Consider the following 12,111-nt stretch of genomic DNA (forward strand, 5'->3'; position numbering starts at 1 on the left):
AATGTCTTTCGCGCGCATTCCTCTTTTTAAGCGAAAACGCCCTAAAGCGGACGTTACACCTTCGCATGATGAGGCGTGCGCGCGAGATGATACAGACGACGCTTTTTGGTATGCGGCATCTTTGGCGCGTAGGATTGCCAACTCCCACCCGTCGAGCTCATTTCGTGAGCTGCCCAAAGAAGATTTACACGACGTTGGCCTTACTCGAGATGACAACCCAGAACTGCGCCTCGTAATGAGAGATGCGGTCTACTTTGCCAATGAACACATGCTGAAGCACTCACGTAGAGAACTGATCAAAGAGGTTTCTGCTGCGACCAAAAGCGCTGTGCACTTTAAGCTAGGAAACGATCCTGACGCTGGAAGTGTCACATCAGAAAAATTCACCAAGAACTTTGAAGACCCTGCCAGCACCCTGTGGCGCGACCAAAGCTGCAAGACCTTGGTATTGATCAAGCCGAATACAAATCCGGCTGCAGTTGGTGAGGCTTTTGTTTGGGCCATTTCCCTGCATGACTATGTTGACGAAAACGGGCGTAGTCGGGCCCAAAAACTGGAAGAGTTTGGGTTAGCCGCTTCCTTCTCGGACACCGAGAATAGCTCTGTCTCCAACAGCTCTTTGCAAGCTGAGGGCCGTTCTTATCACGGAGAAAAAATGCTCGCAGGTCGTATGACCAAAGAGGGCGGGCGAGACCACTCCGATATTTCGATGAAAGCCGCGGCATTCGGAGATCACTCTGGGTATTACAGAAGCATCCCCTCCCTTCCGTCATTGTTTGTTTGGGTAGAGCATCAGTATGTCGCTGCTTGAGCCAATTACTCCTCCCCGAAATCCCGCCCGGCGATGCCATCGGACGTCTTCTCTCTCACACATTTCCCCGATTTTTCCAGATTCTGTCGCTAAAACAGCCCTTTCGGCCCATTTTGCCGCAGGATCTGCCCTGCGTTTCATCAATTTGAAACCCCTGGCAGCAACTCTGCCCCAAATGACCCCTGGTCTCTCCCCATACGGCCCCAACCCACTCGAGGTTACCAAATGACCGAACAAAGCCCCAACGACCTCTTTCATGCCTCCTCCTTCATGCAGGGGCACAATGCCGAGTATCTGGAGCAGCTTTATGCCCAATACGCTAATGATCCGAATGCAGTGGACGCTGCATGGGGTGAGTTCTTTCGCCAGATGGGTGACGCAGAACTGGACGTAAAGGCCGAGGCGCAGGGCCCCTCGTGGGCGCGCAAAGACTGGCCGCCGCAGCCCGAAGACGAGCTGACCTCTGCGCTGACCGGCGAATGGGCTGCGCCCGTTGAAACCAAGGCGGCTGGCAAGAAGATCGCCGCCAAGGCCGAGGCTACCGGCGTCAAAGTGTCCGATGATGCGATCAAACGGGCGGTGCTGGACAGCATCCGCGCGCTGATGCTGATCCGCGCCTATCGCATCCGCGGTCATCTGGTGGCGGATCTGGATCCGCTGGGCATGCGCTCCACCGTGCCGCATCCTGAGCTGGACCCCAAGACCTATGGCTTCACCGAAGGTGACATGGACCGACCGATCTTTATCGACAACGTGCTGGGGCTGCAGCTGGCCTCGATGCGCCAAATCGTCGATATCGTCAAACGCACCTATTGCGGCACCTTTGCGCTGCAATACATGCATATCTCTAACCCCGCCGAGGCCAGCTGGCTGAAGGAACGGATCGAGGGTCTGGGCAAGGAAATCCAGTTCACCCGCGAAGGCCGCAAGGCGATCCTCAACAAGATGGTCGAGGCAGAGGGATTTGAGAAATTCCTGCATGTGAAATACATGGGCACCAAGCGCTTTGGTCTGGATGGCGGCGAAAGCCTGATCCCGGCGATGGAGCAGATCATCAAGCGCGGGGGTGCGCTGGGGGTGCGCGACATCGTCATCGGCATGCCTCACCGGGGCCGGTTGTCGGTGCTGGCCAATGTGATGCAGAAACCGTATCGCGCCATTTTCAACGAATTCCAGGGCGGCAGTTCCAAACCGGAAGACGTCGATGGCTCGGGCGATGTGAAATACCACCTCGGCGCCAGCTCGGATCGCGAGTTCAATGGCAACATCGTGCACCTGTCGCTGACCGCCAACCCCAGCCACCTCGAGGCGGTGAACCCGGTGGTGATCGGCAAGGTCCGCGCCAAGCAGGACCAGCTGAAAGACACCGATCGCACCCAGGTGATGCCAATCCTGCTGCACGGCGACGCCGCCTTTGCCGGTCAGGGTGTGGTGGCCGAATGTTTCGCCCTGTCGGGCCTCAAGGGGCACAAGACCGGCGGCACCATGCATATCGTGGTCAACAACCAGATCGGTTTCACCACCGCACCGCATTTCTCGCGCTCCTCGCCCTATCCAACGGATAACGCGCTGGTGGTCGAGGCGCCGATCTTCCACGTCAACGGCGACGACCCCGAGGCGGTGGTTCACGCCGCCAAAGTGGCAACCGAGTTCCGCCAGAAGTTCGGTAAAGACGTGGTGCTGGATATCTTCTGCTACCGCCGCTTTGGTCACAACGAGGGCGACGAGCCCATGTTTACCAACCCGGTGATGTACAAAAAGATCAAGACCCACAAAACCACCCTGTCGCTGTATACGGCGCGTCTGGTCAAGGATGGCCTGATCCCCGAGGGCGAGATCGAAGACATGAAGGCCGCCTTCCAGGCTAGGCTCAACGACGAGTTTGAAGCCGGCAAAGACTATAAGCCCAACAAGGCTGACTGGTTGGATGGTCGCTGGAAGCACATGGATACCAAAGACGAGGACTACCAGCGCGGCAAGACCTCGGTTTCCCCGGAAACCTTTGCCGAAGTGGGCGCAGCACTGTCGCATCTCCCCGACGGTGTGCCGGTCCACAAGACCGTTGGCCGCTTGCTGGATGCCAAGAAACAGATGCTGGCCGATGGCGCTGGTTTTGACTGGGCCACCGCCGAAGCACTGGCCTTTGGCTCGTTGTTGACCGAAGGTTTCCCGGTGCGCCTGTCCGGCCAGGACGTCACCCGCGGCACCTTCTCTCAGCGCCACTCGGGGCTGGTCAATCAGGACACCGAAGAGCGCTACTACCCGCTGAACAACATCCGCGCCGGTCAGTCGCAATACGAAGTCATCGACTCGGCGCTGTCAGAATATGCGGTGCTGGGCTTTGAATACGGCTATACTCTGGCAGAACCCAATGCGCTGACCCTATGGGAAGGCCAGTTTGGCGATTTCGCCAATGGCGCCCAGATCATGTTCGATCAGTTCATCTCGTCCGGCGAAAGCAAATGGCTGCGGATGTCCGGTCTGGTGGTGCTGCTGCCACACGGGTATGAGGGCCAGGGCCCCGAGCACTCCTCGGCGCGGCTGGAACGTTTCCTGCAGATGTGTGGCCAGGACAACTGGATTGTTGCCAACTGCACCACGCCGGCCAACTACTTCCACATCCTGCGCCGCCAGATGCACCGTAGTTTCCGCAAACCGCTGATCCTGATGACCCCGAAATCGCTGCTGCGCCACAAGCTGGCGGTCAGCAAGACCGAGGAATTCACCACCGGGTCCAGCTTCCACCGGGTGCTGTGGGATGACGCCCAGCACGGCAATTCAGACACCCAGCTGGTGAGCGATGACAAGGTCAAGCGGGTGGTGCTCTGTTCGGGCAAGGTCTATTATGACCTGCTGGCCGAACGGGATGAGCGCGGCATCGACGATGTCTATCTGATGCGCGTCGAACAGTATTACCCCTTCCCCGCCATCTCGATGGTCAAGGAACTGGGGCGCTTCAAACAGGCGGAAATCGTCTGGTGCCAGGAAGAGCCCAAGAACCAGGGCGCCTGGAGCTTTATTGAGCCCAATATCGAATGGGTGCTGACCCGTATCGGCGCCAAGCACAGCCGCCCGACCTATGCCGGACGCGCCACATCGGCCTCGCCTGCAACAGGGCAGGCCAGCCAACACAAAGCCCAACAAGCTGCGCTCGTGAACGACGCGCTAAGCATCGAAGGAAACTGATCCATGACCACCGAAATTCGTGTGCCCACATTGGGTGAATCGGTCACCGAAGCCACGGTTGCCACCTGGTTCAAAAAACCCGGAGATGCGGTTGCTGTAGACGAGATGCTCTGCGAGCTGGAGACCGACAAGGTCACCGTCGAAGTGCCCAGCCCCAGCGCCGGCACCCTGGGCGATATCATCGCCGCCGAGGGCGAAACTGTTGGCGTCAACGCGCTGCTGGCCACCCTCACTGCCGGGACGGCCGCCGCTGCTGCGGCGCCCGCCGCTGCGCCTGCTCCAGGTGCTGGCAACACCGACGTGATGGTGCCCACCCTGGGCGAATCGGTCACCGAAGCCACGGTGGCGACCTGGTTTAAAAAGGTAGGCGATTCTGTCGCCCAGGACGAAATGCTCTGTGAGCTGGAAACCGACAAAGTCTCGGTCGAAGTGCCGGCCCCCATCGCTGGGGTGCTGAGCGAAATCACCGCCGCCGAAGGCTCCACCGTGAATGCCAGCGCCAAGCTGGGGGTGATCTCCGGTGCCGGTGCTGCGGGTGCGCCGGCGCCAGCCTCGGCCCCGGCTGCTGTGGTTGCTCCTGCCGCCGCAGGCAAAGACATCGCCAATGCGCCATCGGCGGAGAAGGCCATGGCCGAGGCCGGTCTGACCGCGGCTGCCGTTGCCGGCACCGGCCGCGACGGTCGCATCATGAAGGATGACGTCTTCCGCGCCACTGCCGCCGCCGCTGCCGCCCCCGTCGCCACAACCGCAGCTGCGCCAGCCGCCGCCCCGGTTGCGGTGCGCGCCCCGGTCTCAGCCGATGACGCGGATCGCGAAGAACGGGTGAAAATGACCCGCCTGCGCCAGACCATCGCCCGCCGCCTGAAAGAGGCGCAGAACACCGCCGCCATGCTGACCACCTATAACGAGGTCGACATGACTGAGGTGATGGCGTTGCGCAGCCAGTACAAAGAGCTGTTCGAGAAGAAACACGGCGCCCGTCTGGGTTTCATGTCCTTCTTCACCAAGGCCTGCTGTCACGCACTGAAAGAGGTCCCCGAGGTCAACGCCGAGATCGACGGCACAGACATCGTCTACAAGAACTTCGTACACATGGGCGTTGCGGCCGGCACCCCAAGTGGTCTGGTTGTTCCGGTGATCCGCAATGCCGATGCAATGTCCTTTGCCGAGATCGAAAAAGCGATTTCCGAAAAGGGAAAACGTGCCCGAGACGGCAAACTGAGCATGGCAGAAATGCAGGGCGGCACCTTCACCATCTCCAACGGCGGCGTCTACGGCTCGCTGATGTCCTCGCCAATCCTGAACCCGCCACAGTCGGGAATCTTAGGCATGCACAAGATCCAGGACCGCCCCATGGCGATCAACGGAGAGGTGGTGATCCGTCCGATGATGTATCTGGCCCTGTCCTATGACCACCGCGTTGTCGACGGCAAAGGCGCCGTGACCTTCCTGGTGCGGGTCAAGGAAGCGCTGGAAGATCCCCGTCGTTTGTTGATGGATCTGTAATGGGTTTTGGCGCGCTCGATACCCGGACCACTTATCTCCTTCAGGAGAAAACCGTGGATTGGGAGCGCCAAAACGGCCCTGAACTGAGCACCGGCATTGCCGAGGGCAAGCAGGAATTAGGTATTTCAATCAACGGCTCCGCGATAACACCAGAGTGCCGGTACGCAACAGCGGAAAGCCCAAGTGCACCGCCACCTCCAGGGTGATGTTGAAATCAATGCACTCCCCCGTTCTTTTTGCCCCAAATACTCCGGGGGAGGCCCGCATGGGCCGGGGGCAGCGCCCCCTCCTCGCCCAAACCACAAAGGACCACATAAATGTCCCAATATGACGTCATCATCATCGGTGCAGGCCCCGGCGGCTATGTATCCGCCATCCGCTGCGCCCAACTGGGCCTGAAAACCGCCATTGTCGAGGGCCGCGAGACCCTAGGTGGCACCTGCCTGAACGTCGGCTGCATCCCCTCCAAGGCGCTGCTGCATGCCACCCATATGCTGCACGAGGCCGAGCATAATTTCACCAAGATGGGCCTCAAGGGCAAATCGCCCTCGGTCGACTGGAAGCAGATGAAATCCTACAAGGACGAAGTCATCGGTCAGAACACCGTCGGCGTCGAATTCCTGATGAAGAAGAACAAGATCGACTGGCTGAAAGGCTGGGCCTCGATCCCTGCCGCCGGCCAGGTCAAGGTCGGCGACGAGATCCACCAGACCAAGAACATCGTCATCGCCTCCGGCTCGGTGCCGTCATCCCTGCCGGGTGTTGAGGTCGACAACGACAAAGGCATCGTGGTGGATTCAACCGGCGCGCTGGAACTGCCCAAAGTGCCCAAGAAAATGGTCGTCATCGGTGCCGGCGTCATCGGTCTGGAACTGGGCTCGGTCTATGCCCGTCTGGGATCCGAGGTCACCGTGGTGGAATACCTCGACGCGGTCTGCCCCGGGATGGACAAGGACGTGCAGCGCAGCTTCAAGCGCATCCTCGAAAAGCAGGGCCTGAACTTCATCATGGGGGCTGCGGTTCAGAGCGTTGATGCCTCTAAAACCAAAGCCAAGGTCAAATACGCGCTCAAGAAAAAGCCCGACGCCGAAGAAATCATCGACGCCGATGTGGTGCTGGTAGCCACTGGCCGCAAACCCTATGCTGACGGCCTCGGCCTCGACGCATTGGGCGTCAAGATGACCGAACGCGGCCAGATCGCCACCGATGCCAAATGGGCCACCAATGTGCCCGGCATCTATGCCATTGGCGACGTGATCGAAGGCCCGATGCTGGCCCATAAAGCCGAGGACGAAGGCATGGCGGTGGCCGAGGTCATGGCCGGCAAACATGGCCACGTGAACTATGGCGTCATCCCCGGCGTGGTCTACACCACACCTGAGGTTGCCACTGTTGGCGCGACTGAGGACGCGCTGAAGGCCGAGGGTCGCAAGATCAAGATCGGCAAGTTCATGTTCATGGGCAACGGCCGCGCCAAGGCGGTGCATCAGGGCGACGGCTTTGTGAAAATCATCACAGACAAGGAAACAGACCGGGTTCTGGGCTGCGCCATCATCGGCCCCGGCGCCGGCGATCTGATCCACGAGATCTGTGTGGCGATGGAATTTGGCGCCTCAGCCGAAGACATCGCCCTGACCTGCCACGCCCACCCCACCTTCTCCGAGGCGGTACGCGAAGCGGCGCTGGCCTGCGGCAGTGGCGCCATTCACAGCTAAGCTGTCTAAATCGAAGCCTACCATCAGGCAGTCCCAACCGGGGCTGCCTTTTGTTTTGGAACGCTGCCGGGATCAGGGGAAGCAGCCCCTGGGGCAAAGTGACGTTTGAAATATTGGCCGACGCTTCGCATCCATACCGCGTCAAAACCCGATTGGGATGACATCGTTGAGGACGTGCAGAAATTCAACGGTGCTTACATCGCTGAAAAATGAGTTTTTGTAGAGTACCGCATTTTGCCCTTACAAGTGTAGCCCGTGATGTTTTCACTGAGCACACTTGTATTTTGAGTTAATCGCGCCTGTACCCGCCTCACTCCTGGATCGTCTGCATCCAGGTGATTAGATCGACAACCGGGCGGGTGGCCAGCATGGGTTGACCGGTTGGAAGTTTCAGGGCGACGGGTTGATCCTGGAACAGCCAGCCAAACACCGGCATGTCGCTACCGTGACTGACAATCGGATCGCGCCCATCAATGCGCCCGGCCACGCGTTCAAGGGGGAATTCACCACCATTGCGAGCGCTCAGTGTGGTCAGATTTGCGGGTTGCACCAATAGTATCGGGGCCATCGGCCCGCCTCCTTTGGCGTCCTCGCCATGGCAGCCAGCGCAGAAATGCTGGAAAAGATTTTCCCCCATTTCGACATCCTGGGCCAGGCCCCCAGTTGCCAGTACAGACAGAAGAGCCGCAAAAACCATACGCATCGGTAACCTCCAAACTTGAAAAACTCAATTGAACGCTAGCAGTCAGAACCCTGGCAAGCCTTGATGCAAGTCACTTTGATTACCGGTGTCGGCCACCGGCAGCGGCTATTGCAAACGCCGGGTGATCGCGACGCCCCAACGCGCCCCTGCATCAGCCGATCCGCCTTTTTACTTGGCCGAACGCCCTATTTAGGCTCTATTCAGACTGTATTGATTAACTGGTACCCGTTCAGAAAGGACATGCCATGGCCGTTTCACTTCAGGTGATCTATCCGATCAGCGATGGAAAAACATTTGATTTTGACTATTACACCAGCACTCATTTTGATTTGGTGGGCGAACACATGGGCGCGCATATGGACAGTATGCTGGTCACCAAGGGGCTGGCTGGCGGTCCCGATGTTCCGCCGGGGATTTTTGCTGTGGCCTCCTTGCTGTTCAAAGATCAGGACGCCCTGAACGCTGCCATGCAGGCCGCAGGCCCGGTTCTGGAGGACATCCCAAATTTCACCAACGTACAACCGCAGATGTTGATCGGCGAGGTCATCAGCTAGGTCCAACCAAGGAACAAGCGAGGCTGGGGCCACAGGGTAACCCAAGGGTTACCCTGAACGACCCTAAACCAAGCCTGCCTCAGCCCGCCTGTTTGGCGACGGCTGGCGCCGGATCGAACCCGGCTTCGCGCATCAATGCGTCCGATCCGGCCTCGACCCGCTGTTCCAGAAGGTTCAGGAACTCTTTGCGCTCCAACCCCGGTTCAATCGGCTCCAGGAATTCGATCACCGCCACACCGGGAAGCCGGGTAATGCCCTTGCGCGGCCACATCAAACCCACATTGACGGCAACCGGCACACAGGTCTGGTTCAGTTGTTCATACAGCACCCCGGCGCCAACCTTATAGGGTGCCTTGACCCCGGGCACGACGCGGGTGCCCTGGGCAAAGATGATCAGCTGTCCGGCCTCCTCGTCGCTTGCTTCCGCGTCCTGGACCATCTTGTCGATGGCGCCGCCCCGTTTGGCCCGATCCACCGCAACACAGCCCAGCAACCGGGCATATTGGCCAATCACCGGCATCCGCAGGATTTCCTTTTTCATGATGAAACGCCCTGTGGGCAGCGCCGCAAAGATCATCAGGATATCCAGAAAGGACTGGTGCTTGGCGGCAATCAGCGCCCCGCCCGCCGGTGGTGTGCCGCGCACTTCGCAGCGGATTCCAACCATCCAGCCGGCCGTCCACATGATCCAGTTTGCATAGGCCTTGCAGCAGGCCCGCGCCCCGTGCTTACTAAAGATCGCCCAGGGCGCGTATAGCAGGCCAATGACCAACATCATTGGGTACATCTGCACCGAGAACAGCATCGCCCGCAGGCGCTGGAGGGGGGTCATCACGTCAAATCTCCTAATCTTTTCTTAGCGGCGCGGCTGGTGGCGACAAAGGCCACCAGAGCCCCAAGCAGTGGGATCGCCAGCGGCATCAACCAGCCCCAGCTGACAAATCCCAACCCGGTCAAAAATCCGCCCTCCTCCGAGGCCGCAGGCATCAGCCAGACGCCAATCATGCCCAGTGCGACACCAACGCTGCAACCGACCAGCGCCCGCAGGGTGAACCGGCGCACAAAGGCCTGGGCGATATAGCCATCCTGCGCCCCCACCAGCCGCAGCACCTCGATCACCTGCGCATTGGCCGCCAGCGCCGCATTGGCCGCCAGCGTGATCATCCCGGCCATGGCGCCACCGATCAGCAGGATCGAGAACAGCCCCAACCGCCGCAGCGACCGCGCCGCGTCCACCAGCGGCTTGCGCCAGCGAGAGTGGTCATCCAGCACCGCACCCGGCACCTCGGCCTGCAATCGCAGCCGCAGCCCATCGGCGTCATATCCGGTTTCCGTCTCCAGCACCTCGATCAGTTGCGGCACCGGCAGGCTGTCCAGCGGCAGTTCCGCACCGAACCACGGGGCCAGCAGCGCCGCCTGCTCATCCGCGGTCAGCGCCCGCGCCGAGGCCACACCGGGTGTTTGCTCCAGCACCGTCAGCGCCGCCTGCGTCTGTGCCGCCCGTTGATCGGCCGGCGCATTGATGCGCAGCGTTGCCGCCCGCGCCAGCTCATCCGCCCAGCGATCTGCCAACCGCCCCGAGGCCAGCGACAGCGCCAGCGCAAACACCGCCAGAAAGGCCATCGCAGCCGCCACAAACAAGGTCAGATGCGCGGTAAAGCCGCTTGGCGGCACCACCCGGTCAGCCTGCGCATCGCCAACAATCAACTGCCGAATACGGCCGCTCATAGATCCGCCCCCGCCAATTGCAATCGCTTGTCCGAAATCCGCAACACCCGTGTCTGCACCTGGTTTTTGGCGGCCCTTATCAGAGCCAGATCATGGGTGGCAACCAATATGGTCTTGCCCATACGGTTCAGCTCCACCAGCAATTTCAACAGCCGTTGCGACATTTCCCAATCGACGTTGCCGGTGGGCTCATCCGCAATCACCACTTCCGGCGACAGGATAACCGCCCGCGCCAGCGCCGCGCGCTGGCGTTCGCCACCGGACAGCTCTGGCGGCTTGGCATCGGCGCGCTCGGACAGGCCGACCCAATCCATCAAGTCCCGCAGATTGGCCTGTTCCTGTGCCAGATCCTTGCCCGACACCGTCAGCGGCAGGGCGATGTTGTCCACCACCGGCAGGTGATCCAGAAACCGGCAGTCCTGATGCACAACCCCAACGCGGCGCCGCAGCATCGCCATCTGATCGCGGTCCAGCCCTTTGACATCCATATTAAACGCCCGCACCCGCCCCGAAGTCGGGCTCAGCGCGCCGTAGCACAGCTTCAGCAGCGTCGTCTTGCCCGCCCCCGAAGGACCGGTCAGAAAGTGGAACGACCCCGGCGCCAGCTGCGCCGACACATTGGTCAGCAGCTCGCCACCCCCGTAATTGTAGCCTATATTGTCCAGTTCGATCACGGCTGCCCCCTGCGTATATCCAATCCGTTGTGCCCTAGCAGCGGAGTAGTTTCAATGGGGCGCGCTGTTGCCGGCAATCCCCGGCTTGGCCAGAGCACCCGAGCGGTTTCAATTGTCTCTTTCTTGAGGAGACGGAACTGCTTATGGTCGCTGGAAAAGTACCATCCGACAGGAGCTTATAGCTCAGGAGACACAGAATGCGGCTGACATGTCCAAACTGCGACGCCCAATACGAGGTCCCGGACGAGGTCATTCCGCCCGAAGGCCGGGACGTGCAATGCTCCAACTGCGGCGATACCTGGTATCAGACCGGCGCCAATGCCGCCGCAGCCGCGGCGCTTGATGTCTCACCCGAAGCCGCGCCAGCTCAGTCCGATCTCGCCGCAGAGCAGCCCGCAGAACATCTTGCAGAACAACTCACTGGGCAAACCATCCGGCAAGCCGACGCAAAGCAGGCTCAGCAAGACGCGGCCAATGATGAAGACACGCAGCCGCAGCCCGCAGCCGCAGCGCCTTTGGCGGACCCGACTCCAGCCCCTGAACCGGATGTTGCCGCCGCGCCCGAAGCTGAAATCGACATGGAACCAGCTGCCGAGGATGACCCGGACGAGGTCCCGGTTGAAGCACCTGTAGAGGCGCCGGCCCATACCGGGCTGGCGCGTGGAATGGATCCCTCGGTCACCGGTATTTTACGCGAAGAAGCCAAGCGCGAAGCCCAGCTGAGAGCCGCCGAAGGCACCGGTCTGGAATCCCAGCCGGATCTGGGTCTGGATGCGGAACCCGAAGACGAGGTCTCGCGGCGGGCCCACCAGGCACGCGATCGCATGGCACGGCTAAAGGGCGAGAACCCGGCCCTTCTGGCGGCTGCCGAAAGCGGCTCACGGCGCGGGTTGCTGCCGGATATAGAGGAAATAAACTCAACCCTGCGGGCCAGTGGCGCCCCTGCGGGAGCGGCCTCCATTGCGCCGGAAGCAGGCCACCCACCCCGCCGCAAAAGCGGATTTTCGCGCGGCTTTGCCCTTGTCATCTTGCTGATGCTTGCTCTGGTTCTGACCTACACCAACGCGCCTCAAATCGCGAACACCCTGCCGCAGGCAGATCCTTACCTCAGTTCCTATGTGGCCTCGGTTGATAAGGCCCGCCTGTGGCTAGACGCCAAGGTAAGCGGCTTGCAGCCCAGCCAATAGCCCGCAAAGCCCCAGTTTTCTGCACCGGATTTCCGCACCGAATTTCT

General features: G+C 60.5%; 11 protein-coding genes. 7 read left to right on the forward strand and 4 right to left on the reverse strand.

Going from position 1 to position 12,111, the window contains the following annotated elements; genetic code table 11:
• Position 1 precedes the first annotated feature (1 nt).
• The 5 genes from QPJ95_RS04725 to lpdA all read left to right on the forward strand — a co-directional run bounded on the left by QPJ95_RS04725 (position 2) and on the right by lpdA (position 7,218).
• Complete coding sequence (locus tag QPJ95_RS04725; protein WP_270918496.1) at positions 2-811, forward strand: hypothetical protein; 810 nt, start codon at positions 2-4, stop codon at positions 809-811.
• Positions 812-1,036: 225 nt separating this feature from the next.
• Positions 1,037-3,997, forward strand: a complete 2,961-nt coding sequence (locus QPJ95_RS04730; protein WP_270918497.1) for a 2-oxoglutarate dehydrogenase E1 component — start codon at positions 1,037-1,039, stop codon at positions 3,995-3,997.
• Positions 3,998-4,000: 3 nt separating this feature from the next.
• Positions 4,001-5,503, forward strand: coding sequence for a 2-oxoglutarate dehydrogenase complex dihydrolipoyllysine-residue succinyltransferase (odhB, locus tag QPJ95_RS04735; RefSeq protein ID WP_270918498.1), 1,503 nt, complete (start codon positions 4,001-4,003; stop codon positions 5,501-5,503).
• Positions 5,503-5,709: a hypothetical protein gene (locus tag QPJ95_RS04740; RefSeq protein WP_286018245.1), complete on the forward strand. Its 207-nt coding sequence runs from the start codon at positions 5,503-5,505 to the stop codon at positions 5,707-5,709. The genes odhB and QPJ95_RS04740 overlap by 1 nt, the downstream gene beginning before the upstream one ends.
• A gap of 111 nt (positions 5,710-5,820) precedes the next feature.
• Positions 5,821-7,218 carry a dihydrolipoyl dehydrogenase gene (lpdA, locus tag QPJ95_RS04745; RefSeq protein WP_270918499.1) on the forward strand — a complete coding sequence of 466 codons (1,398 nt, stop codon included), beginning with the start codon at positions 5,821-5,823 and terminating at the stop codon, positions 7,216-7,218.
• Positions 7,219-7,528: 310 nt separating this feature from the next.
• Here the strand turns inward: lpdA and QPJ95_RS04750 are convergent, their stop codons facing one another.
• On the reverse strand, positions 7,529-7,921 hold the full coding sequence (locus QPJ95_RS04750; protein ID WP_270918500.1) for a c-type cytochrome: 393 nt from the start codon (positions 7,919-7,921) through the stop codon (positions 7,529-7,531).
• A gap of 245 nt (positions 7,922-8,166) precedes the next feature.
• Between QPJ95_RS04750 and QPJ95_RS04755 the strand changes: the two genes are divergently transcribed.
• The gene (locus QPJ95_RS04755) at positions 8,167-8,475 is read left to right on the forward strand and encodes an EthD family reductase (RefSeq protein ID WP_270918501.1); all 309 of its coding nucleotides are present in this window, start codon (positions 8,167-8,169) and stop codon (positions 8,473-8,475) included.
• Positions 8,476-8,554: 79 nt separating this feature from the next.
• Here the strand turns inward: QPJ95_RS04755 and QPJ95_RS04760 are convergent, their stop codons facing one another.
• Genes QPJ95_RS04760 through QPJ95_RS04770 form a run of 3 tightly spaced genes read right to left on the reverse strand, consistent with a single transcriptional unit; the run spans position 8,555 to position 10,877 of the window.
• Positions 8,555-9,307, reverse strand: coding sequence for a lysophospholipid acyltransferase family protein (locus tag QPJ95_RS04760; RefSeq protein ID WP_390923774.1), 753 nt, complete (start codon positions 9,305-9,307; stop codon positions 8,555-8,557).
• Entirely contained in the window at positions 9,307-10,203 is an 897-nt protein-coding gene (locus QPJ95_RS04765; protein WP_270918503.1) for a cell division protein FtsX, read from the reverse strand. The genes QPJ95_RS04760 and QPJ95_RS04765 overlap by 1 nt, the downstream gene beginning before the upstream one ends.
• Positions 10,200-10,877, reverse strand: coding sequence for a cell division ATP-binding protein FtsE (locus QPJ95_RS04770; protein WP_270918504.1), 678 nt, complete (start codon positions 10,875-10,877; stop codon positions 10,200-10,202). The genes QPJ95_RS04765 and QPJ95_RS04770 overlap by 4 nt, the downstream gene beginning before the upstream one ends.
• 197 nt (positions 10,878-11,074) lie before the next feature.
• On the opposite strand from QPJ95_RS04770, the gene QPJ95_RS04775 reads away from it, so the two are divergent.
• Entirely contained in the window at positions 11,075-12,064 is a 990-nt protein-coding gene (locus QPJ95_RS04775; protein WP_270918505.1) for a zinc-ribbon domain-containing protein, read from the forward strand.
• The last annotated feature ends 47 nt before the right edge of the window (positions 12,065-12,111 follow it).

The sequence above is a fragment of the Parasedimentitalea psychrophila genome (genome assembly GCF_030285785.1).
Taxonomy (GTDB): domain Bacteria; phylum Pseudomonadota; class Alphaproteobacteria; order Rhodobacterales; family Rhodobacteraceae; genus Parasedimentitalea; species Parasedimentitalea psychrophila.

Coding starts and splice junctions, on each gene's coding strand:
- QPJ95_RS04725 (WP_270918496.1), top strand. CDS start 2: ATGTCTTTCGCGCGCATTCCTCTTTTTAAGCGAAAACGCCCTAAAGCG.
- QPJ95_RS04730 (WP_270918497.1), top strand. CDS start 1,037: ATGACCGAACAAAGCCCCAACGACCTCTTTCATGCCTCCTCCTTCATG.
- odhB (WP_270918498.1), top strand. CDS start 4,001: ATGACCACCGAAATTCGTGTGCCCACATTGGGTGAATCGGTCACCGAA.
- QPJ95_RS04740 (WP_286018245.1), top strand. CDS start 5,503: ATGGGTTTTGGCGCGCTCGATACCCGGACCACTTATCTCCTTCAGGAG.
- lpdA (WP_270918499.1), top strand. CDS start 5,821: ATGTCCCAATATGACGTCATCATCATCGGTGCAGGCCCCGGCGGCTAT.
- QPJ95_RS04750 (WP_270918500.1), bottom strand. CDS start 7,921: ATGCGTATGGTTTTTGCGGCTCTTCTGTCTGTACTGGCAACTGGGGGC.
- QPJ95_RS04755 (WP_270918501.1), top strand. CDS start 8,167: ATGGCCGTTTCACTTCAGGTGATCTATCCGATCAGCGATGGAAAAACA.
- QPJ95_RS04760 (WP_390923774.1), bottom strand. CDS start 9,307: ATGACCCCCCTCCAGCGCCTGCGGGCGATGCTGTTCTCGGTGCAGATG.
- QPJ95_RS04765 (WP_270918503.1), bottom strand. CDS start 10,203: ATGAGCGGCCGTATTCGGCAGTTGATTGTTGGCGATGCGCAGGCTGAC.
- QPJ95_RS04775 (WP_270918505.1), top strand. CDS start 11,075: ATGCGGCTGACATGTCCAAACTGCGACGCCCAATACGAGGTCCCGGAC.